Raw genomic sequence first — 22,737 nt, forward strand, 5'->3', positions numbered from 1 at the left:
GATCAGAAATCCAGACCCAGATCGGCTGTCCGATAGGAATGGGTCAGCGCCCCGGACGAGATGTAATCGACCCCGGTGGCCGCGATCTCGGCCACCGTGTCCACGGTGACATTGCCCGACGCCTCGGTCACCAGACGCCCATCCACCATCGCCACGGCCTCGGCCAGCATGTCAGGCGTCATGTTGTCCAGCAGCACCACATCGGCGCCGCCGATTTCCAGAACCTCGGCCAACTGGTCCAGCCGGTCCACTTCGATCTCGACCTTCATCATGTGCGACGCACGCGCCTTGACCGCCTCGAGCACCGCGCGCACCCCGCCGGCGGCGGCGATGTGGTTGTCCTTGATCAGAATCGCATCCGACAGCGAATGGCGGTGATTGAACCCGCCGCCATGCAGCACGGCCAGTTTCTCGACGATGCGCAGGCCCGGGGTGGTCTTGCGGGTGCAGGTAATGCGCCCCTTGGTCCCGGCGGTCTGCGCCACCAGCCCGGCGGTCAGGGTCGCCACCCCGGTCAGACGACCGGCAAAGTTCAGCGCCACGCGTTCGCCGGACAGGATCGAGGCCGCGCTGCCGGCGATCTCCATGAGGGTCTGGCCCTTGGTGCAACGGTCCCCGTCCGCCACAAGCGGCGTGATCTTCAACGTCGGGTCCACCAGCCGGAACGCCAGGGCCGCAACCTGCATGCCCGACACAACCGCATCCTCGCGCGCGTTCAGCCGTGCGGCATAGGTCACGTCCGCCGGGATCACGGTGCGGGTAGTGATGTCGCCGCAGGTGCCCAGATCCTCGGTCAGGGCGGCGCGGACCATCGGTTCGAGGATCAGGTCGGGGACAGTGGCATGATGCATTTTGCGGTTTCCTTGAAGATTTTCGACCGCAGCGCCACGGCCTCGTCCAATGTCAGATCAGACCGCCGCCCCGGCCCTTCGGCCGTAACCGGACAATCCGACCGATAGTGCGCGCCGCGGCTTTCGGTGCGCATCAGCGCTGCTGCCGCGATCAGCGTGGCGGTTGCTGTCATGTTTCGGAACAGGTGCGACTGGCCGTGCAGCGACTCCAACACGGCGATCCGGCCCAAGGCGCGGCGCAGCCCGTCCGCGTCGCGCACCACCCCCACGCCATCAGTCATGACCTGGCGCAGTTCGGCTACGGCTTGGGGGTCGGGTTCGGTGCCGCCGGACGGCAGGCCCAGCCGCACCTCGGGCGCGTCGGCCACCGTCAGGGTGCCCGCAATGTCACGGGCGCAGGCGCGGGCAAAGACCAGCGCCTCGAGCAGACCGTTCGAGGCCAGCCGGTTCGCCCCGTGCAACCCGGTCGAGGCCGCCTCGCCACAGGCCCAGAGCCCGGTCAGAGAACTGCGGCCGTTCAGGTCGGTGGCCACACCGCCCATGTGGTAATGCGCCGCCGCCGCCACCGGAATCGGTTGGGTTACGGGGTCGACACCGTTGCGCAGGCAGGCCTCGGTCACCGCCGGAAACTGACTGCGGATCGCCGCGCCAATCGCCGCGCGCGTATCCAGCGCGGGCCGGTTGCCGGCCTTGGTTTCCAGATAGACGGCGCGCGCCACGACATCACGTGGGGCCAGCTCGGCATCGGGGTGGACGCCTTGCATGAACCGTTCGCCGTGACGGTTGATCAGCACGGCGCCCTCGCCACGCAAAGCCTCGGTGGCCAGAGGCATCGGGTCTTCGCCCACGTCAATCGCGGTGGGGTGAAACTGAATGAACTCGGCATCGGCGATCCGGGCCCCGGCCCGTGCGGCCATGCCGATCCCCTGCCCGCGGATGCGCGCCGGGTTTGTGGTGCGAGCATAGAGCCCCGCCGACCCGCCCGTGGCCAGTACATGTGCCGCTCCGCGCAGCAGCACCGGTTCGGCCCCCGGCGTATCGGTCGGCGCCAGATATACGCCCGAGACCTTGGCCCCGTCGCTTTCCAGCCCCACGGCCAGCGCCCCTTCGATCACCTGGACCGAAGAGCGACGCCGCAGCTCGGCAATCAGGGCGCGCATGATCTCGGCACCGGCCTGGTCGCCTTTGACACGCACCACGCGGGCCACCGAATGCGCAGCCTCCTGCGATTGGATGAACCCGCCATCGGCGTCCCGGTCGAACCCGGTGCCCAGATCGGAAAGGTCCAGAATGTGATCCCGCGCCGCGCGGGTGACGAACTCGGCCACCTCCTGCAGGACCGATCCTGCGCCGGCGCGCATCGTGTCGCGGGCATGGGCTTCGGGGCTGTCGGACGGGTCCATCGCCGCCGCCACCCCGCCCTGCGCCCAGGCCGAACTGGCACCCGAGCCCAGCGGCTCGGGCGAGATCATCACCACCGGGTGCGGAGCAAGCTTGAGCGCTGTATAGACCGCGGCCAGCCCGCCGCCGATGATGACCACCCGAGGGGTCGAGACCGTCTGCATCGCCCCGATCAAATTCCCAGTTTGCGCGACAGGTCGATCATCCGCTGAACCGAAAGGCGCGCTTTTTCCGCCACGTCGGGGTCAACCTCGACCTGGCCGGTCATGGTGTCCAGCGCATACAGAACCTTTTCCAGCGTGATCTTCTTCATGTAGGGGCACATGTTGCAGGGCCCGACGAAATCGACCTGCGGCAGCGCGTCGGCGATGTTCGACGCCATCGAACACTCGGTGATCAGCATCGCCTTTTCGGGCTGTTCGTCGGTGACATATTTGATGATGCCGCTGGTAGACCCCGAGAAGTCGGCCTCGGCCACCACGTCGGGCGGGCATTCAGGATGCGCGATCAGGCGGGTGCCCGGGTTCCATTCGCGGAACTCACGCAGGTCCTGCGCCGTGTATTGTTCGTGCACGATGCACGAGCCTTCCCACCAGACCACGTTCTTCTGAGGCACGTCGCGGGCCACATTCTGCGCCAGGTACTGGTCGGGGTCATGATGACCGTGTCGCTGTCCATCGCCGCGACAATCTGCGCCGCGTTGGACGAGGTGCAGCAGATGTCGGATGCCGCCTTCACCTCGGCCGTGGTGTTCACATAGGACACGACCGGCGCGCCGGGATAGCGGCGGCGCATCTCGGTGATGCCTTCGGCGGTGATCGACTCGGCCAGCGAACAGCCGGCCTCCATGTCGGGCATCAGAACCGTTTTTCGGGGCTGAGGATCTTCGAGGTCTCGGCCATGAAATGCACACCGCATTGCACGATCACGTCGGCCTCGACCTCGGTCGCCTTGATGGCCAGCTGCAGGCTGTCGCCGACGAAGTCCGAAATGCCGTGATAGATCTCGGGCGTCATGTAGTTGTGGCCCAGGATCACCGCGTTGCGTTCGGCTTTCAGATCGTTGATCGCCTTGACATAGGGCGCGTAGATCGCCCAATCCGCTGGCGTGACGACTCGCGACATGCGGGCGTAGATGTCGCTCATGCTGACGGCCAGCTCGGGCGACGGGGTCAGATCGAATTTCTCGGCAAGATGCGCGCGCTGCGCGGGGAGGTCAAACACTGGACTGGTTTTCCGCCTGTTGAATAGGTGGCCTCGTTCTTATGGGGTTTCCAAACCGTTTTCCACAGTCGAACCGCGAAAAAACGCCCCGAAATTCAACGGGACGTTGGGCCACGTGACCAAATATCGCGGACAGGCCGGAGTCACCCGGCGTCAGGCACCTCAACCGCGCACCAGACGCAGTCATGATCCGAGAGCGGCTTGGCGTCGGCGGTCAGCGACGACAGCAGACCCCGGTCGCGGCAGATCAGCACCTTGCCGGCGAACCAGTCCAGCTTCATCACCCGGTCCGGGTGCGGCGTGATCAGGCTGGGCCGGGTAGTGTGGCCTTCGGTCGTGAACTCCCAGGAAAATCCGCGCTGCTCGGCCAGAGCAAACAGGGTTTCCCGGCGCCAGTCGAAATCCGGTGGCAGGTGGTTGCCGGTATTCAGATCGCCACCGATCAGCACCGGCATCCCGGGCGCAAACTCATCGAGCGCATCCAGCAGAAGCTGAAACTGCGTATGGCGATGCGCCGCCGCAGCATTGCTTTCCAGATGGGTGGAAACCACGCATACAGGCCCGTTCTCGGTCGCGACTTCTGCTGCAATCGCCATTCGGCCACCCAGCCGCGGTTGTTGCGGATCCGACGCCCCGGACTCGGCCGCAAACCAGTGGCCATGGTCGTCAAGACGGATCATGGCCACGCGTTTGAACGGAACCGAGGACAGAATCGCGTTCCCATGCCACCCGAGGGTGTTGAAATCATCCTTGCAAAAAGCGCGCTCGGTCGGGCCGCCCAGATCCAGTTCGTGGAACTCGACCCCAAAGGCGTAGGCCATACCCAGCTTGTCGGCCATTTCTGCCGACGTGTGACGTTGACCGGTACGGGACATACCGTGGTCCACCTCGGACAGCAGAACGATGTCCGGGGTCACAGCCGCCAGGTGGGCTGCGCTTTCTTCGGGGAACAGGCAACGTTCCACATTCCAAGCCGCAGCCGAGAAACGTGCACCCAGAACGTCCCGGGTTGCGTTTCCGCCCAGTTGCACCACGTTCATCGCCGGTGTCTGCGCCATCAGGGCGCGGTGCGCCTCGGCCGTTCGCGGCGCTGCCAATATGCGGTCTCGGACATCATCCGAGACCGGCGGCAAAGACGACACGATGTTCGTGATCACAGGGCTTTTCCGGTTTCCGGGTGGAACAGGCTGATCGCGTCGGGCTTGAGTGAGATCCGCGTTTCTCCGGGCGCGGCTTCGACATCCTTGCCCACGTGGATCGTGAACTCCTGATCTGCCAGACGCCCGTGCAACAGGCGGTGCGCGCCAAGCTCTTCGATGATGTCGACGTGAAAGGCGATCGAGCCCTCCGCCCCGATCAGTACATCTTCGGGTCGCACACCTACAGTCACCGCGCCAGACCCTTCGGCCGTGGCAAGCACCGTGTCGCCGTTGATCATCACGCGGCCGCCCTCCAGACGTGCGCCGATCAGGTTCATCGGCGGAGCGCCCATGAAGCTGGCCACGAAGGTCGAGGCTGGACGGTGATAGATCTCGGCCGGGGTGCCGATCTGTTCGATCCGGCCCGCGTTCATCACGATGATGCGGTCGGCCATGGTCATCGCCTCGACCTGGTCATGGGTGACGTAGATCGAGGTCACCCCCAGACGCCGCTGCAGCGCCTTGATCTCGATCCGCATCTGGTTGCGCAGCTTGGCATCGAGGTTCGACAGCGGTTCGTCGAACAGGAAGAGCGCCGGATCACGCACGATGGCCCGTCCCATGGCAACCCGCTGGCGTTGACCGCCCGACAGTTGCGAGGGCTTGCGATCCAGAAACTCGTTCAGGTTCAGCATCGAAGCGGCTTCGGCCACCTTGCGGTCGATTTCGTCCTTGGGCGTCTTTCGATTTTTCAGACCATAGGCGATGTTCTTGCGCACGGTCATGTGCGGGTACAGCGCATAGTTCTGGAACACCATGGCGATGTCGCGATCGGCCGGGTCAACGTCATTCATGACGCGGCCATTGATCGTCAGTTCGCCTTCGGTGATTTCTTCCAGGCCGGCCACCATGCGCAGCAGAGTGGACTTGCCGCAGCCCGACGGGCCGACAAGAACCACGAATTCGCCATCACCGATGTCGAAACTGGACGGGGTCAGCGCCTCGGCGCCGTTGGGATAGATTTTTCGGATGTTCTTCAGGGATACCTGAGCCATTGATTCTGCCTTACTTGTCGGATTCCGTCAGGCCCTTGACGAACCAGCTTTGGAAAAAGATGACGACCATGACCGGGGGGATGATGGCGATTATCGCCAGCAGGTTGGCCCGGCCGTATTCGGGAATGCGGTTGCCCTCCAGCACCTGCGTGATCTGCTTGATCCCGCGCACCAGGGTGAACATGTCCTCTTCGGTGGTGATCATCGTGGGCCACAAATACTGGTTCCACCCGAACACGAACATGATGATGAACATCGCCGCAATCATCGTACGCGACAGCGGCACCAGGATGTCGATGAAGAATTTCACCGGGCCGGCGCCGTCGATCCGCGCGGCCTCGACCAACTCTTCTGGAACCGAGCGGAAGAACTGCCTGAAGAAGAACGTGGCGGTGGCCGAGGCGATCAGCGGGATGATGAGGCCCTGATAGGTGTTCAGCATCCCCAGTTTCTGCACCACTTCGTACGAGGGCAGAATGCGCACCTCGAGCGGCAGCAACAACGTGGTGAAGATCACCCAGAAAGCCAGCGTGGCGAAGCGCAGCCGGAAATAGACGATCGCATAGGCCGCCATCATGCCGATGATGATCTTGCCGAGGGCAAAACCGATGCCCAGGATGAACGAGTTTTTGAGCATGTTCATGCCCGTGTTCTGGCCGGAAAAGCCCGAGGCCTCGAACATTGCTTTCTGGAAGTTGGGGCCAAGTTCGTCCCCGATCGTCAGGCTGGGTCCGGTCTTGATCACCTCGACATCCGGAACGGTCGTCATCTGGAAGATCATCAGCAGCGGCAGCATCATGAACAACGATCCGACGATCAGAATCGTGTGATCCAGGATCGTGGACAGTCGGATGCCGCGCTTTCGCGTTTGGGTGGATGAAGTGGCGGACGCCATCGCAGGGGTATGTGCTTCGGTCATTGTCTGCCCTCCTTAGGTGTAGTGGATGCGGCGCTCGACCAGCCGGAACTGGAACACCGTCAGGGCCAGAACCAGCACCATCAGAACAACCGACTGCGCCGAGCTGCCACCCAGGTCGTTGCCGCGGAAGCCGTCCACATAGACCTTGTAGACCAACGTCATCGGGTTGTTGCCCGGCTCACCCTTCACCATCGTGTCGATCACACCGAAAGTATCAAACAGTGCGTAGGTGATATTGATGATCAGCAGGAAAAACCCGGTCGGCGCCAGCAGGGGGAAAGTCACGTCCCAGAACCGGCCCGTAGACGAGCGGTTGTCGATCAAAGCCGCCTCGCGCACCGATCGCGGGATCGATTGCAGGCCAGACAGAAAGAAGATGAAATTCACCGGAACCTGTTTCCAGACCGAAACGATAACCATCGCCGTGGCGGTGTCATTGAAATTCACGCCCAGTTTGAAATCCCACCCGATCGAGCGCGCCAGTTCGGTCAATGGCCCCCAGCTCTGGTTGAACAGGATCAGGCCGATGAAACCCGCCACCGGCGGCGCCACGGCGTAAACCCACATCAGCAGCGTGCGATAGGTCTTGGCGCCGCGCAGCACATTGTCGGCCTTCACGGCCAGCAACAACGCGATCGACAGCGAAAAGAACGTGACCAAAACGGTGAAGATCACCGTGAACCAGGCAATGCTGAGATACTCGGAATTCCCGGCAAGGTCGCTGTAGTTGTCCAGCCCGACGAAGGTCGACCCAAACCCGAACGGATCCTGAAGGAAGAAAGAAGACTGCACCGCGTGAGCGGCAGGCCAGTAGAAAAAGACCGCGATGATCAACAGCTGCGGCAACAGCAGAAGAACCGGCAGCCAGCGAGTGGAAAAACCAGCGCGTTTCATGAAAACTCCGAAAAAGGGAGGACGGTCGCACTTCTGCGACCGCCCGTTTCTTGGCGAGTGGGATCAGCTCTGGGTTTTTGCGAAACGCTCGAGCAGACCGTTGGCTTCGTCCTCGATTGCCTTGAAGGCGTCCTCGACCGAGGTTTCACCCGTCAGGATCCGGCCATATTCGCGGTTCATCACGTCGCGGATCTGGACGTAGAAGCCCATGCGATAGCCCTTGGTGTTTTCACCAGCAGGCAGCGACAGCTGCTTGATGCCGACTTCGGCGGCCGGAGCACGGTCATAGTGACCATCGCCCTTCGCCATTTCATAGGCGGCGGTGGTGATAGGAACATAGCCGGTCTCGCGGTGCCACATGTACTGGGTTTCGGGCTTGGTCAGGAACTCGAAGAATGCCGCGGTGGCCTTGTTTTCCTCGTCGCTCTTGCCGGCCATCGCGAACAGGGCCGCGCCACCGATGAAGGTCTGCTTGGGTTCTTTGGTCACAGCTTCCCAATAGGGCAGGAAGGTGGCCGAAAACTCGAACGGCAGGTCCTTCTTGGACAGGCCGCCGAACGAACCGGACGAGCCCAGCCAGATGGCAACCTTGCCTTCTTCGAACGGGGTCTGGTTGTCGCTCCAGCCGGTGCCATACCATTCGAAGAACCCGTTGTCCTTCCAGTCTTTGACGGCGCTGAAGTGTGCCTTGATCGCGTCGTTGTTGACAAGAATCTTGGTGCCGTCAGCGCCTTCATAGCCGTTGTCGTTGGTGGCAAACGGCAGGTCGTGGCGCGAATGGAAGTTCTCGGTGAAGATCCAGGGCAGATGCGACTGCGACAGGCCGATATAACCGGCCTCTTTCAGCGCCGGCGCCGTCACGGTCTGGAACTCTTCCCAGGTTTTCGGCGGCGTCACACCCGCTTTTTCCAGCGCATCAACGTTGTAATACATGATGGGCGAGGACGAGTTGAACGGCATACCGATCATCTTGCCGTCGCTGTCGGCATAGAAGTAGCGAACGCCCGAGATATAATCCTCGATGTCGAACGCAACGCCGTTCTGTTCCAGCAGGTCCTGAACCGGAACGGTCGCGCCCTTGGCGCCAATCACAGTCGCGGCGCCGGCGTCGAATACCTGCAGGACGTTGGGCTGTTCACCCGCACGGAATGCGGCGATGCCGGCGGTCAGGGTCTCTTCATATGTGCCCTTGAAAACCGGCGTGATCTTGTAGTCGTCCTGGGACGCGTTGAAATCCTCGGCAATCTGGTTGACGGTGTCACCCAGGGCTCCTCCCATGGCGTGCCACCACGTAATCTCGACTTCGGCCGAGACCGTATTCGCCATCATCGCGAACGCGGCAGCAGCAGCACCTGTTTTGACGTTTATCATGTAGTTCCTCCGATTCATGTTGCGCCCCTACGGGCGGGCCAAAGCCCTGGAAACTATGGGGTATTTTCCCCGATGACATATTTCACATCCAGAAAAAGGCTGACACCTTTCGCAAAATGTGCACACGTGTTCACTAGCTTCCAACCGTGACAGTTTGATGAAAGATTCGATTCATTGCAAGAATGTTGAAACCCTCTGAACAGGCGAAACGCAAACCGCATGTGTAGCGAGAGAAACAAGGACGCAAAACGCCCCCGGCGCGCAACGGCCCAGACCGTTGCGGACCTTGCGGGCGTCTCGCGTTCAGCTGTTTCGCGCGCTTTCACGCCCGGTGCCTATGTCGATTCCGAGAAACGTAGACGGATCCTCAAGATCGCAGCCGATACCGGGTATCAGCCGAATGCCCTGGCCGCTGGCCTCAAGGCCGGGCAATCAAATTTGGTCGCCGTCTTCGTCGGCAACATGCGCAGCCCCTACGACTCGGCCTTTGTAGGTGAACTGGCCCAGGCCCTGAGCGGGTTGAAGAAATGGCCCATTCTGATCGATCGAACCGGCGCCAACACGGATCAGGCGCTGCGAGAGCTGCTGCGCTATCCGTTGGACGCATTGATTCTGCGCGGCGGCAGCATGTCCGAAGAGATCGTGGACAGATGTGCGCGGTTCGGCATCCCGATGATCTCGTCAGGCCGTCCCGTTCAAGGGCCCCGTGTCGACAATGTCTGCTGCCGCAATACCGATGGTATGACCATGATCACCGACTTGCTGATCAGCCGGGGGCGGCGCCGGTTCGGGTTTCTCAGCGGACCCGAGGAGTTCTATTCGTCTTCACGGCGACGCGCCGGGGTCCTCCAGGCGCTGGATCGGGCGGGGCTTGACCTCGTGGCCGAACACCCGACTGATTACTCGGTCGACAGCGGATACGGCGCCGCGCGCAGTCTGTTGTCCCGCGCCTCTCTGGATGCGCTTGTCTGCGCCAATGACGCCACGGCGATTGGGGCGCTATCGGCTGCGCGCGATCTGTCTCTGAACGTACCCGGCGATTTGGCGATTGTTGGTTTCGACGACATCGCCATGGCGAAATGGCCGACATTCCGCCTGACGACAGTCCGGAACCCCATCGACGCCGCCGTTGACGCGATCATCGCGTTGCTGGAGCGTAGGCTCGTCGATCCCGGACGTCCCGAAGAGAGTATCTTTTTGGACCCCAGCGTCATCGAACGCGAGACGCATTGAACAGCCGCGTCGATCGAGAAGCCTAGGCAGGGCCACCGGCGAACTGCTTGAGCTCAACCCCGCTCTTCTGCAGGGCATGGCGGACACCGGCCGCAATCGACACCGCCGTGGGCGTGTCTCCATGCAGGCAGATCGTGTCGATGCGGGTCGGGATATGCTTGCCGCTTTCGGTGATGATCGCCCCGGCCTTGACCATCTCGACCATGCGCGCGGCGGCACGGTCGGGGTCGTGGATCACCGCGCCGGGCAGGCTGCGGTCGACCAGAGTGGCGTCATCGTTGTAGGCGCGATCGGCAAAGATCTCGCAGGCCACCGGACAGCCCAGGTCTCGCGCGGCGCGCTGCTGGGCGGTTCCGGCCAGAACCATGATGATCAGATCCGGAGCCACCGACAGCGCCGCCTCGTAGCAGGCACGTGCCATCGCCTGATCCTCGGACGCCATGTTAGCCAGCGCACCGTGCAGTTTCAGATGACGCACCTGCCCGCCGGTTGCCCGTGCCATCGCCTGCGCCGCGCCGACCTGATAGCGGATCAGGTTCTGCAGCGACGGCAGGGGATAGTGCATCCGCTGACGCCCAAAGCCGTGCAGATCGGCAAAGCCGGGATGCGCGCCGATGCCCACGCCGTTTTCGACCGCCTGCGCCATCGTCGTGGCCATCACATCCCAGTCGCCCGCATGAAACCCGCAGGCCACGTTGGCCGACGTCACGATCTTCAGCAGCGCCGCGTCATCGCCCATTTTCCAGGGACCAAAGCTTTCGCCCATATCGGCGTTCAGATCGACTTGATGTGCCATGGCACAGGCTCCTTTTCTACAAAACGTCCTCTTCGCGGGCGATGGCGCCGCTGATCAGTTGATAGGATAGCAGGTCGAACATGCTGCGCGGATCGCGGATCAGCGGGCGCAGCGCCCGGGGCAGCGCGGCGCGAGCCTGGGCGGCGGCGCGCTTGGCGGCCACCGCCTCGTCCAGCGGCACGAAGCGGAACCGCAGGTCGGCCCCGGCCGGGGCCTGCGCCACCTTGGGCAGGTCGCAGGGCAGAACGGTGCCGATGCGGGGATAACCGCCGGTGGTCTGGCACTCGGCCAACAGCACGAAGGGCGTGCCGTCGCCGGTGACCTGGATGTCACCCGGCACGATGGTTTCCGACAGCACGCTGCGCCCGCCCGAGACATGAAAGCCTGGTCCGTCGCTTTCCAGCCGCACGCCCATGCGGTTGGCGCGCGCGTCCCGGCGAAAGGCGGTGGTTTGCAGCCGCTCCAGAACGTCGGCGGCGAACAGGTCGGTCTGGAAACTGGCCACGATTCGGATCTCCCCGCCCAAGAACCGGTCCTCGGGGTCAAAGGTCATGCCGGTTGCACCGCCCGCGTCCTGGCCGATCGCCAGGCGGTCGCCCGCCTTCAGCACGGCTCCGATCCCCGCCGTCAGATGCGCCGAACAGGCGCCAAGAACCGGATCGCCCTGCACCCCGCCGCCGATGCTGAGATACCCATAGCTGCCGGCCACGGCCGGACCGATGCTGAGCCGGGCGCCCGCAGGCAGCAGGTGCGAGGCATTCCAGACCGCCGTCGCGCCGTCGATCTGCGCCCGCATCCGCGCGCCCGTCAGGGCAATGCGCAGATCCTGATCGGCCTGGAATTCGCCGCCCATGCCAGCCATTTCCACGGCGGCTAGGTCGTCCGGCTGTCCCAGCAACGCCGCGCCTTCGGCCAATGCAAGCCGGTCCACCGCACCACCGCGCGACAGGCCCATGTCCAGATATCCGGGCCGCCCCATGTCCTGCAACGTCAGGCCGGGCCCGGCGCGCAATATGGTCAGATGCGCGCTCATGCCAGCGCCTCGCAACTGGCGCCGCCGCGCGGATCGCTGCGCATCCGCGCCAGCGATTCCGGGTCGGTGGGGCTGAACTGCACCTCGTCCCCGGGGCGCAGCAGGAAAGGTTCTTGCATATCGGGCTGGAACAGACGGATGGCGGTCTGGCCCACATGCTGCCATCCGGTCGGCGTGGTGACCGAGAACAGCACAAGCTGCCGCAGCGCCACCACCAGCGCGCCTTCGGGTACGCGCGGGGTCAACTCCTTTTGCCGGGGGATGTCCCAGGCGGGCGGCAATTCACCCAGATAAGGCTGACCGGGGCAAAGCCGATGGTCTGCACACGCACCCGCGCTTGGGACAGCGACCGGATCGCCTCGGCCTCGGACAGGCCCGCCGCCTGCGCCGCCTGCGCCAGCTGCGGCGCCAGATCCGTGCCAAAGACGGTGGGCACCCGCCAGAACCTGCGCCCGCCGGGCAGGTCGGCCGCGTACCAGTCGCGCTGGTCCAGCAGCGCCTGCACCTGATGGTGCAACGCGGCATGCGTCAGATGCAGCGGATCGAACCGGGCGAAGGCCGAGACCAGCGAGGACGAGGTTTCCTCAACCCCTGCCCAGCCCTCCGCCTCGAGCGCGGCGCGAAAGGCGAGCGCAGCCCGGTTGGCCGGTTCGCTGAGTGCGGCGGCAAAGCTGATCAACAGCCCGTCCACCCCGGCGGTTCGTATGATCGGAAAATCCTGCATCGCTCCCGTCACATCTGGTTCGGCAGATAGGTCACGATGCCAGGGAAAACCACGATGATCACCAGCGCCACGATCATCAGGAAGAAGAACGGAAGCGCCGCATGGGCCACCCGCAGGATGTCGCGCCCGGTCAGCGATTGCAGCACGAACAGGTTGAAGCCAACGGGCGGGGTGATCTGCGACATCTCGACCACGATCACCAGGAAGATGCCGAACCACAGCGGGTCGATACCCGCCTGCATCACCATCGGCATGATGACCGAAGCCGTCAGCACCACAACCGAGATCCCGTCCAGAAAACACCCCATGATCACGAAGAACACCGTCAGCGCCGCCAGCAGAGTGAAAGTGGACAGGCCCAGCGACCCGATCCATTCCGCCAGCACGCGAGGAATGCCGGTGAAGCCCATCGCCACGGTCAGGAACGAGGCCCCCGCCAAAATGAAGGCGATCATGCAAGAGGTCACCGTGGCCCCCATCAGCCCGTCGACGAAACTGGCCCGGGTCAACGTGCCCTCGCGCCAGGACAGCAGCAGCGCCAGCACCACGCCCACGGCGGCCGCATCGGTGGGCGAGGCGATCCCGGCATAGATCGAGCCGATCACACCGACGATCAGCAGGATCACCGGCACCAGTCGGCGCGAGCGACGCAGTTTTTCCGCGAAACTCGCGCGGATGTCCTCGGTGGGCAGGATCGCGCGGTTGATCAGCGCCCAGATTGCGACATAGCCCACGAACAGCCCCACCAACAGCAGGCCCGGCAGAACTCCGGCCACGAACAGACGGGCGATGGATTGCTCGGTCGCCACGCCATAGACGATCAGGATGATCGACGGCGGGATCAGCAGGCCCAGCGTGGCCGAGCCGGCCAGCGTGCCGATGATCATCTTCTCGGGATAGCCGCGGCGCGAGAGTTCCGGGATCGACAGCTTGCCGATCGTGGCCGCGGTGGCCGCCGACGACCCGGACACAGCCGCAAAGATCCCGCAGGCAAAGACGTTCACATGCAGCAACTGCCCCGGCAGCCGGTTCATCCAAGGCGACAAGCCGGTGAACATGTCCTCGGACAGGCGCGAGCGGAACAGAATCTCGCCCATCCAGATGAACAGCGGAAGCGCTGCCAGCGCCCAAGAATTGCTGTGCCCCCACAAGGTGGTCGCCATGACCAGCCCCAGCGGCGCATCGGAGAACAGCGCCATCGCCGCGATCCCGACCCCCAGCAGCGAAAACGCCACCCACAGGCCCGACCCCAGAAAGGCGAACAACAGAACAAGAAGAATGATGGAAAGCGTGGCAATCGACATCTGCTGGCCCTATTCGCTCAGAAGGTTTTCGCCCTTGCCGTCCCAGCTGGGCGCGTGGCCCGCCAGCAGACCGACAAGTTCGTCGACAAGGGCAAGAGTCAGGATGGCCAGTCCCAGCAGGACCGGCATCTGCACGATCCACAACGGCACCGAGACCATGCCCGGGCTGCGGTCGCCATATTCCAGCGACTCCAGAACTAGCAGGCCCAGATACCAAGTGGCATAGGCGCTCATGGCAAGGGCAACCGTCACCACGCAGATCTCGGTCAGGCGGCGCGGTCCCTTGGGCATTCGCCCGATCAGCAGCGTCACCCGGATATGCCCGCCGGCGCGCAGCGTATAGGCCAGCGCCAGAAAGCTGGATGCGGCCAGAAAGAATCCGGTGAAATCGGCATAGGACGGGATGGTCAGACCCACGCCCCGCCCGGTCAGCGCGGCCCAGATCTTGTCGGCCAGGTTCAGCCCGACCTGCGCAAAGACCAGCACGACGATGGCCAGAATGAACAGCGCCGCCAATCCGCCGGCCGCACGATAGATGAAATCAAGACTGCGCCGCAGCATCGCCATCCCCCCTTGTTGTCGAACCCGGCCGGGCGTTTGGCGCCCGGCCGGTTCGGGTCGTTTACTGCTGATAGGCCTGCAGCAACGCGGCACCGTCCTCGCCGGCGTTGGCCTTCCAGTTTTCGAGCATCTGCGCGCCGATTTCACGCAGGCCAGCCATCAACTCTTCGGATGGCTGCACCACGGTGATGCCGTTTTCCTGCAGAACTGCGGTCTGCTTGGCGGTCTCGGCCTGGCTCATTTCCCAGCCGCGGGCTTCGGCGGCGGCGGCAGCCTCGAGAACGGCGGCCTGGGTCGCGTCATCCAGACGGCGGAAGGCGCGCTTGTTCACCACGACCACGTTCTTGGGAATCCAGGCCTGGATGTCGGTGTAGTGGGTCAGAAAGTCCCACGCCTTGGAGTTCACCCCGGTCGAGGGCGAGGTGATCATCGCCTCGACCCGGCCGGTGCTGAAGGCCTGCGGAATATCCGGAACCTCGACCTGCGTGGGCGCGGCGCCCGCCAGGTTGGCGAATTCTTCCAGCGTGGCGTTGTAGGTGCGGAACTTCAGGCCCGCCAGGTCATCCACGCTGTTGATTTCCTTGGTGGTGTACAGGCCCTGCGGCGGCCACGGCACCGCGTACAGCACCATCATGCCTTGCTCGTCCAGCAGACCGTTGATCACGTCTTTCTGTGCCGCCCACAGCTTTTGGGCGTCGTCATAGTTGGTGGCCAGGAACGGCAGCGAGTCTGCGCCGAAGGCCGGGTTGTCATTGGCCAGCAACGACAGAAAAAACTCTCCGACGGGCACCTGGCCGCTGCGGACTGCCTTGCTGATCTCGGGGTGCTTGAACAGCGAACCTGCGGAATGGACCTTGATTTCAAGGGCGCCGTCTGTGGCCGCGGTCACGTCCTTGGCGAAGTCGTGGATGTTCACGGTATGGAAGGTGGCGTCCGGATAGGGCGTCGGCATGTCCCAGGTCTCGGCCTGCACTTGCATGGCCAACCCGGCCAGCGCGGCAACCGCGCCACCGGCAATCTTCATCAGTTTCATTTTGGCTCTCCCTGCTTGAGTACTGGCGCAGAAGCTGACTCAACGTTTGCGATTTGTCAACGTTTTGTTATCGTTTTGACCAAAACACTGCAGAGTCCAAAGGTCAGCACGTTGAAAACACACGCCCTTCATGCCAAAACACTGATAATTTCTCAGCGTTTTGCAGATCAAAAGGCCGCAATATGACCGATTCTTCCCCCGACACACGCCGCATCGTTTCCTCTCGCCACTTGGCCGAGGGCGAAGGCTGGGAACTTTCCGAACTCGAATTCGGCCTGATCATTGTCTATAATGCGTTCTCACGCTGGATGACCCGTTGCATGGCCGCAGCCGGGCAGGCCGATCTGGGACCGCTCGACATCCTGATCCTGCACAACGTCAACCACCGCGGACGCGACAAGCGCCTGACCGACATCTGCTTTCTTCTGAACATCGAGGACAGCCACACCGTGAACTACGCCCTGCGGAAACTGCTGAAGGCTGGGCTTCTGACGTCGGAAAAGCGTGGGAAGAGGTGTTCTACCGCACCTCGCCCGAGGGAGTGGAGCTATGCGACGCCTACCGGAAAGTTCGCCAGCAATGCCTGCTGGAAGGGCTGTCAGCCACCGACCTGTCGGGCCCGGATCTGAGGGACCTGGCCCGCGATCTGCGGGCCCTGTCCGGCCACTATGACCAGGCCAGCCGCGGCGGCGTCTTTGTAGCGCCTTAGCATCCGCCCACGCAGCATGATCGGTAAGAAATAAAATGGTGCGGGTGGAGGGACTTGAACCCCCACGCCTTGCGGCGCCAGAACCTAAATCTGGTGCGTCTACCAATTTCGCCACACCCGCAACACGGCGCCGACGCGCCGAATGGAAGGGCTGATAACAAACCTTTTGGACAAGCGCGAGAGGAAATCTTGCCGTCTGCGGCGGAATATTGACCCCCGTTCGGAAACAATGGAAATGACCTAGGCGAGGGGAAGATCGACCCGCGCAACGGCGCCAGAATGTTTGGCATCCGGCTTCCCGGTTTATTTTTATCGCCAAATGGATTTCTTGACGCGGAAACCCGTCGTTTTCGGAGCGAAACAAAGCGCCATAATTGTTCTGTTTTTGGACACATTCCCAAATTTTCAAAAATTGCTAAATTCTCGCTGACGTTGTGGATCTCATTGGGACGTCTCTACCACCCTTATCAACCCCGCACTGAACCAATAGCAATGCGGTCCCTCCGCCTTCTGCCGTGGCGTGAACTCATCCTCTGATCTGGTTTTCCATTTTTCATATATTGTACAAAACACTAACCATCAGTCGAATTCATCACGACAAACCAAATCGCACGCCGAAACACACCCCGGTTTCAAACCCGGCGGTCCTGTCTATTTTAATTATTACACCCTGAAGTTGCGGCATTGTCATGCAACGGCCACCATAATTGCGCCACATTTCAAACGCCAAAATATCTCAATCACGTCAAAATAACACCGTGATGAAGGTAATTCTGTCTACCAAGGAGTTAATGAGTCTTTTTCGCCTTTACGGCACCGTACGAGTTTTTTGCTCAACTCCAGTACAAGGGTCTCAGTCGTGACCGAACAGATCAACTCCGCTGCCACCGAGCAAGACGTCGTCTTTCTTGCAAGAGAAAGCTTTGTCGGCGAGCTCAAAAACCTCAACCAGCAATTCCCGAACACAGGTTTCGGCATTGCCCTGAAGACGCATGAGGGCAACGAATACCTGTTGGCAAATGCGCGAATGCCCCTTCCATCGGCCAAATCAAATGGGTTTCCGACCGGACGTCGGGTCGCGCGCCTGGACAATGGAACCCGGTTCAGCTCGATCGAAGTGCTGGCCGATTCGCGCGCCTTCGATACCATCTCGCCCGGAACCGAGGCCGAGATGCTGGGCAACGCTCTCGAACTGATCGCCCGGATCGACAGCTTTTCAGGCATGGCGCCTGCCAGTTTGACGGAATCCGGGCATACCCAAATCGCTGCAACCGGAACCGGAGGCTGAACATGGCCCGCAACGACCACCTTTTGTCTGTAGGAAACGAGGCATTGGCGCCGATGTCGGAAGCCATGTCCGCACTGACGACACAGATCGACCAACTGACAGAGGTGGCGGATGCGCGCTCGACTGCGCGGCTGGCCACGCTCAAGACCCGTATGGAAAACTTCACCGCCAGCGTCACTTTCGTCGGCCAGGTGAAGGCGGGCAAATCTTCGATCGTCAACATTCTGGCCGGTCGGCCCGGTCTGCTGCCGTCGGATGTGAACCCGTGGACCTCGGTCGTGACCACGCTGAACATCAACACCCGCATGCCCGGTGAATACAGATCCAAGTTCACCTTCTTCGAGCAGGAAGAATGGGACAATCTTATGGTCGGCGGTGGCCGTTTGGGCGAACTGGCCAATCGCGCAGGCGCCGACGACGAGATAGAGGACATCCGCCGTCAGATCGCGCAGATGAAGGCCAAGTCCGAGGAACGCCTTGGCAAGCATTTTGACCTGATCCTAGGCCAAAGCCACCAATACGATTACTTCGACGAAGAGCTGATCCAGCGCTATGTCTGCCTGGGTGACGAAGACGATCCGGACATCAACCCGAAAACGGGCCGGTTCGCCGACGTGACCAAAGCCGCGGAATTGTACATGGACATTCCGCAGTACCCGATCGCGCTGAAATTGTGCGACACGCCGGGCGTCAACGACACGTTCATGGTGCGCGAACAGATCACTCTGCGCAGCCTGCGCGGATCGGAGGTCTGCGTCGTGGTTCTGGCGGCAAGCCAGGCGCTGACCACTATGGACATGGCGCTGATGCGGATCATCGCGCAGTTCGAGAACCGGCAGATCGTCCTGTTCGTCAACCGGATCGACGAGCTGACCGACCCGGTCAAGCAAGTCCCCGAAATTCGCGACCGAATTCAGGATACACTCAAGCAAAACGGAATCGACACAAGCACCAGCGTTGTTTTCGGCAGTGCGTTGTGGGCCGAGGCCGCGCTGACCGGCAACCCGGACATTCTCACCGACGATTCCCGCCAGGCCCTCAACACGTTCTATCTGGCCGCCGGCTTTGGAGATCAGGCCGCATCGCTGGACAAGATCTGGGCCCTTTCTGGTCTGCCTGACCTGCTGTTGGCCATGAACGAACGTATCGCCCAAGGCGCAGGAACGCGTCTTTTGGACCGTGTCCGTCACCGCGCCCGCAACATCGCAAGTCAGATTCGCGCCACCTCGGTCGCAAAGAGCCTGTCGGGCGGAGACGGCGTTGTTCGCGATCTTGACGGCGTGTCACCCGAAGATGCGATCGCCACCGTCGCGGCCGAATATGACAAGAAAGCTGCTGTACTGACGACGTCCCTGCGCGACAAGGTGTTGGAACGTCTGGCTTCGGCCGAGGCAAACTTCGTCAAACGTGCAACGGACTCGTTGATAGCGCATCTCGAGCAGAACGGCGAACAGGGCACCTGGCAATACGACCCGGCCGGGCTTCGTACCCTTCAGAAGGCCGCCTATTTCAGCTTTGCCCGCGCAATGCGCAAGGACGCCAGCGCGCTGTATTCCGCAGCCGCAGCGGATGTCGAGGCCCTGTATCAGAAGCTTCTGGGTAACCACTTGGGCGAATTCAGCATCGAGGCGCCCATTGTGCCGCGCGTACCGCCGCCATTGGGCATTGGCAGAACGATCGCGCTGGACCTTCAAAGCACATGGTGGCGTCGCTGGTGGCAACGCCGGAAAGGGTTTGAAGCCTATGCGGCGGACTACACCCGCCTGATCGCATCAGAAGCCAATTCGATCACCAAGGATCTCGAAGAAACCCAGATCGCAGCCGTTCTGGAAAATGTTCGGGCCGTCCTGTCGGATTTCATGCGCGAGCAGCAGGAAACCCTTCTGAGCATCTCGCAATCCGCCGAAAAGGCACCGGGGACCGCCCCGGACCTGATGGCCGGGCTCGAGCCGAAGAAGTCACGTGACGAAATCCTCGGCGACATCCTCAAAGACCTCAGCAACGAAGCAGCGTAAGAAAGCCATGGCAAAAGATTCACAAATCCGCTTCGTCTCTCCTCGGGCATGGGAACGCATCGAGCAGTGGTCCCGCCGCAAACCGGTTTTTGCGCTGATGGGAGAGTTCAGCGCCGGAAAGTCCACGCTCATGAACTTTCTTCTGCGCAAGCAGGCCCTACCGACGCAGGTTACGGCCACCCAGCTGCCGCCGGTCTGGTTCAGTTGGGGCAACAAACCGGCTTACGTCCAGCGCCATGACGGGACCACTTCTCCGATTGGTTTGGACGAATTGGACAAGGTGGGCGTCAACGACGCGCAGTTCATCCGCATCTATCTTGAAGCGGACATTCTCGAGGCCGTCGACCTGATCGACACGCCCGGCATTTCGGACCCCAAAATTCAGGCCGATGTCTGGCGCCGTGCGGTAGGTCAAGCCAACGGGGTGCTATGGTGTACGCACTCGACGCAGGCCTGGCGCGAGACCGAACGCGCCACGTGGGTTTCGTTGCCGGAACGGCTTCAGCACAACTCGCTTCTGTTGGTCACGCGCGCGGACGCACTGGATCTGAAAGACCGCCAGAAAGTGCTCCGCCGCATCAACCGCGAAGCGGGGCACCTGTTCAATCGGACAATCCTGTTTTCCGCCCGTGACGCGATCATCGCGCGTGACAAAACGGGCGACGCCGAGCTGTGGTCGCGCAGCGGCGGCGGCAAGATGATCGACAGCTTTCTTGAGATCACCGAGCAGATCATGGACAGCCGTGCGGAAAAACTTGCCCGCTACCAGATCGACAAGAGCCTCGCCGGCACGCCCCCGGTTCAACCGGTGCGTCCCGAACGATCCGATCGCCAGACCGCAGCCGAAGAGCCCGCGCCTTTCAAGTTGACCAACCCGTTGGATCAGGATGATGGATTCGAAGCGGTCCGGAACTCGGACGATGTGATCGCAACCTTCCCGGTTCGACCGGCCCGGGTGGAGCGCCGCGGCGAGTCGACCGAACGCGAGCGGATCAACCCCGATGACGCCGACCGCTTGCGCGCCGAAATGACGCCAGTGCCCGATGACGATTTGCGAGCGCTGTTCCGGGACGAGGATGAGGATCGGCTCAGCGTCGCCGCAACTTCGACTGCGGTGACTCAGCTGGACGACGAAGACTTTGACGAGGTCGATGACGATACGCTCGATTTCGAGGACGACGAAATGCTGGTCGCAGACGCCGATGACCAGACCAACGATCAGGGTGCCCAGGACGAAGACCTGCTGGCCACGCTGTCAGAACGTTTGGTTGGCGAGTCCCCCGCGCCGGCAGCAGACGAACAGGACGAGACCCCGGCACCCAGTGTCGAAGACTCGGTCTCGTCCATTGCTTCGCTGTTGTCCCAGCAACAGGGTGACGATGCCACGACCTATGAACCTGAGCCGGAATCGAACGGCTTGATTTCGGCCCAGACCCCTGAAGACCAGGAACCCGAAGTGCCTTGTGAGCAGGTCGGCGAAGGCGAAACCTCGCTGGAACACCTTTTGAGCGTGCCGGCAGGAGCTCCGCTTAGCGCGGCGGCGATGTGGCGGGAAATCGCGGCCAGCGAAGATATTCCCCAAGACGTGGACGGGCTGCACGCCGTGTTCCAAGCCTTTCTTGAGGAGTTCGACAAGATCGCTCACGAGCACACCGGGCGCGACGAACAGGACAGGATTCAACCGGTGCCAAATCCGAAAGACAGGGCGGAGTGGCATGTGTTGTAACCGGGCCTCAAGGGACACGCGGGAAACGATAAACCGTTTCCCGTCCCGAACGGCAATGCTACTCAGCGGCGCGACGGTTTCGAACCGCTCCGCCTTTGGGCTTAATAAGGGATAACAGAGCTTTAGATGACGATTGACGCCGCATTGACCACCGCCATGGAGACCATTCCCGACTGCATCGCAGCGGGATATGTCGACATGGAAACGGGCATGCTTCTGGGCATGTCGGCAACCGGCACCGAGGATGGCGCAGCCTTGGAAACCCTCGCCGTTGCGGTGGCAAATCTGTTTCAGGGTCGGGGCGTTCAAGCATTCGAAGCGCTGTTGGCCTCGGCCGGACTACAGGATCCGGAGAACCCGGGATTTGGGGAAATCTCGGTGTTTTCGAACGACCGGCTGCACATCTTCATGCGGACCCGGGCCTATCCGGAACACGTGGTCTGCTACATCTGCCGCGACAGCGCGAATATCGGGCTGACGCTTACAAAATCACATCTCAGCCTGGGGCCGGTAGCGGCCGCAGTTTAGACGGGACCAGAGGGGGTCACGGCATGATGGCGACAGACATAATCGACATGCTCGAAAACATCGGGCGGTCTGCGACGCCCCGTTTGTCGCCGGCCGTTCGGTTGACCGGGGACACGGCCGAGGCCCGGCGGGCCAGCATACTGAACCTGATCCGGGGAACGGTTCTTCCAAGACGCCTGGAGTTCAACGCCCAGAACGGAACGATCCTGGCGATCGAGGTGAACAGCTCACGGATCACGGATGTTTATTCGGCAAGCACCGGCGCCCTTCCGGATTTCGAAACCGAACCGCGCGAAGCGCTGATCAAAAAGCTGGCGCGGCTCGTGTCCGACCTAGCCGCGACTGCCCCACCGATCGAAGTTGTGTCTTTGAAACCGGACGGTCCGCTGGAGGCGGATGACGTCGGCATCACGTTCAGCGAAATGCAGAAAGCCTGTGCCGAGATCGTTCTACCGTCAGAGCCGCGGGTTTCGGTTGTCCCGGATCCCGTCGAGGACACGAAAGAGCAGGACAGCGCTGAAGGGCAAGAACCCAGCGTAGCCGCGGCTTTCTTCGACGGCGCCGAGCGGTTCGCCATGGGACGCCTGCTGACAAGTGCGGAGGGGGCGACCCACCAGTTCGATGGCGTGTGCGCCGATGGACAGCCTCTTCATCCTTCGGATGATCTGTTGACCCGGTTCGCACAGGATCTGGCGGGATGGGATGCCGACAATGCCGGGCTGCTCGAGCAGCCGCAACTGATCGTCATGCGGCCGTCAGGCGGCAAGGGCGCGGGTGTCGCTCTGGTTCGGGATGGTCGCAATACAGCCGCCGCCGTACATGACGCGCGCAAGCTGGGTGCCGTCGTCAACCTGTGGAAATCTCTGCGGGAGTCGGTCTGATGGCACCGCTTTCGCGACAGTTGAAGTTAAGTTTGAAGCAAACCTTGGGTACC

18 protein-coding genes, 1 tRNA gene and 3 pseudogenes are annotated in these 22,737 nt (G+C 62.2%); 7 read left to right on the forward strand and 15 right to left on the reverse strand.

What is annotated here, in order from left to right:
* Positions 1-2 precede the first annotated feature (2 nt).
* The 8 genes and pseudogenes from nadC to ACR3EK_RS19005 all read right to left on the reverse strand — a co-directional run bounded on the left by nadC (position 3) and on the right by ACR3EK_RS19005 (position 8,853).
* Positions 3-851, reverse strand: a complete 849-nt coding sequence (gene nadC / locus ACR3EK_RS18970; RefSeq protein ID WP_480634256.1) for a carboxylating nicotinate-nucleotide diphosphorylase — start codon at positions 849-851, stop codon at positions 3-5.
* Entirely contained in the window at positions 824-2,416 is a 1,593-nt protein-coding gene (locus ACR3EK_RS18975) for an L-aspartate oxidase (RefSeq protein ID WP_480634257.1), read from the reverse strand. Before ACR3EK_RS18975 ends, nadC begins: the two co-directional genes overlap by 28 nt.
* An 8-nt stretch (positions 2,417-2,424) precedes the next feature.
* Positions 2,425-3,475 (reverse strand): annotated as a pseudogene (gene nadA, locus ACR3EK_RS18980) (quinolinate synthase NadA).
* Between the two features lie 143 nt (positions 3,476-3,618).
* On the reverse strand, positions 3,619-4,629 hold the full coding sequence (locus tag ACR3EK_RS18985; protein ID WP_480634266.1) for an endonuclease/exonuclease/phosphatase family protein: 1,011 nt from the start codon (positions 4,627-4,629) through the stop codon (positions 3,619-3,621).
* Positions 4,629-5,669, reverse strand: coding sequence for an ABC transporter ATP-binding protein (locus ACR3EK_RS18990; protein ID WP_170359557.1), 1,041 nt, complete (start codon positions 5,667-5,669; stop codon positions 4,629-4,631). The genes ACR3EK_RS18985 and ACR3EK_RS18990 overlap by 1 nt, the downstream gene beginning before the upstream one ends.
* A gap of 10 nt (positions 5,670-5,679) precedes the next feature.
* Positions 5,680-6,564 carry an ABC transporter permease subunit gene (locus tag ACR3EK_RS18995; RefSeq protein WP_170391668.1) on the reverse strand — a complete coding sequence of 295 codons (885 nt, stop codon included), beginning with the start codon at positions 6,562-6,564 and terminating at the stop codon, positions 5,680-5,682.
* A gap of 36 nt (positions 6,565-6,600) precedes the next feature.
* Positions 6,601-7,482: an ABC transporter permease subunit gene (locus ACR3EK_RS19000; protein WP_093963282.1), complete on the reverse strand. Its 882-nt coding sequence runs from the start codon at positions 7,480-7,482 to the stop codon at positions 6,601-6,603.
* Between the two features lie 63 nt (positions 7,483-7,545).
* A complete protein-coding gene (locus ACR3EK_RS19005) occupies positions 7,546-8,853 on the reverse strand; it encodes an extracellular solute-binding protein (RefSeq protein WP_437342565.1) in 1,308 nt (435 codons plus the stop codon).
* 219 nt (positions 8,854-9,072) lie between these two features.
* Here ACR3EK_RS19005 and ACR3EK_RS19010 point away from each other — a divergent pair, with 219 nt between their 5' ends.
* Positions 9,073-10,086, forward strand: a complete 1,014-nt coding sequence (locus ACR3EK_RS19010) for a LacI family DNA-binding transcriptional regulator (protein ID WP_170391545.1) — start codon at positions 9,073-9,075, stop codon at positions 10,084-10,086.
* Positions 10,087-10,108: 22 nt separating this feature from the next.
* Here ACR3EK_RS19010 and ACR3EK_RS19015 read toward each other — a convergent pair whose 3' ends face one another.
* From ACR3EK_RS19015 to ACR3EK_RS19040, 6 genes and pseudogenes are all read right to left on the reverse strand, one after another.
* Positions 10,109-10,882, reverse strand: a complete 774-nt coding sequence (locus ACR3EK_RS19015) for a LamB/YcsF family protein (protein ID WP_480634053.1) — start codon at positions 10,880-10,882, stop codon at positions 10,109-10,111.
* A gap of 16 nt (positions 10,883-10,898) precedes the next feature.
* On the reverse strand, positions 10,899-11,915 hold the full coding sequence (locus ACR3EK_RS19020; protein ID WP_480634054.1) for a 5-oxoprolinase subunit C family protein: 1,017 nt from the start codon (positions 11,913-11,915) through the stop codon (positions 10,899-10,901).
* Positions 11,912-12,639: pseudogene (locus tag ACR3EK_RS19025) on the reverse strand (5-oxoprolinase subunit B family protein). Before ACR3EK_RS19025 ends, ACR3EK_RS19020 begins: the two are co-directional and overlap by 4 nt.
* Before the next feature lie 8 nt (positions 12,640-12,647).
* Complete coding sequence (locus tag ACR3EK_RS19030) at positions 12,648-13,943, reverse strand: TRAP transporter large permease (RefSeq protein WP_480634056.1); 1,296 nt, start codon at positions 13,941-13,943, stop codon at positions 12,648-12,650.
* Between the two features lie 9 nt (positions 13,944-13,952).
* Positions 13,953-14,504 (reverse strand): TRAP transporter small permease, encoded by a 552-nt coding sequence (locus ACR3EK_RS19035; RefSeq protein ID WP_311201687.1) that lies wholly within the window; start codon positions 14,502-14,504, stop codon positions 13,953-13,955.
* Positions 14,505-14,565: 61 nt separating this feature from the next.
* Positions 14,566-15,537 carry a TRAP transporter substrate-binding protein gene (locus ACR3EK_RS19040; RefSeq protein WP_170359565.1) on the reverse strand — a complete coding sequence of 324 codons (972 nt, stop codon included), beginning with the start codon at positions 15,535-15,537 and terminating at the stop codon, positions 14,566-14,568.
* A gap of 182 nt (positions 15,538-15,719) precedes the next feature.
* Between ACR3EK_RS19040 and ACR3EK_RS19045 the strand changes: the two are divergent.
* Positions 15,720-16,246 (forward strand): annotated as a pseudogene (locus ACR3EK_RS19045) (winged helix DNA-binding protein).
* A 36-nt stretch (positions 16,247-16,282) separates the two neighbouring features.
* Here the strand turns inward: ACR3EK_RS19045 and ACR3EK_RS19050 are convergent.
* Positions 16,283-16,367, reverse strand: a tRNA-Leu gene (locus ACR3EK_RS19050).
* A gap of 738 nt (positions 16,368-17,105) precedes the next feature.
* On the opposite strand from ACR3EK_RS19050, the gene ACR3EK_RS19055 reads away from it, so the two are divergent.
* The 5 genes from ACR3EK_RS19055 to ACR3EK_RS19075 all read left to right on the forward strand — a co-directional run bounded on the left by ACR3EK_RS19055 (position 17,106) and on the right by ACR3EK_RS19075 (position 22,684).
* A complete protein-coding gene (locus ACR3EK_RS19055; protein WP_093963272.1) occupies positions 17,106-17,534 on the forward strand; it encodes a hypothetical protein in 429 nt (142 codons plus the stop codon).
* Positions 17,535-17,536: 2 nt separating this feature from the next.
* The gene (locus ACR3EK_RS19060; protein WP_480634059.1) at positions 17,537-19,549 is read left to right on the forward strand and encodes a dynamin family protein; all 2,013 of its coding nucleotides are present in this window, start codon (positions 17,537-17,539) and stop codon (positions 19,547-19,549) included.
* A 7-nt stretch (positions 19,550-19,556) separates the two neighbouring features.
* Positions 19,557-21,275 carry a dynamin family protein gene (locus ACR3EK_RS19065; RefSeq protein WP_170372636.1) on the forward strand — a complete coding sequence of 573 codons (1,719 nt, stop codon included), beginning with the start codon at positions 19,557-19,559 and terminating at the stop codon, positions 21,273-21,275.
* Positions 21,276-21,401: 126 nt separating this feature from the next.
* Positions 21,402-21,803, forward strand: coding sequence for a hypothetical protein (locus ACR3EK_RS19070; protein WP_170365737.1), 402 nt, complete (start codon positions 21,402-21,404; stop codon positions 21,801-21,803).
* Positions 21,804-21,829: 26 nt separating this feature from the next.
* The gene (locus tag ACR3EK_RS19075; protein ID WP_254429388.1) at positions 21,830-22,684 is read left to right on the forward strand and encodes a hypothetical protein; all 855 of its coding nucleotides are present in this window, start codon (positions 21,830-21,832) and stop codon (positions 22,682-22,684) included.
* The last annotated feature ends 53 nt before the right edge of the window (positions 22,685-22,737 follow it).

It is taken from the genome of Ruegeria sp. BC8 (assembly GCF_056535705.1).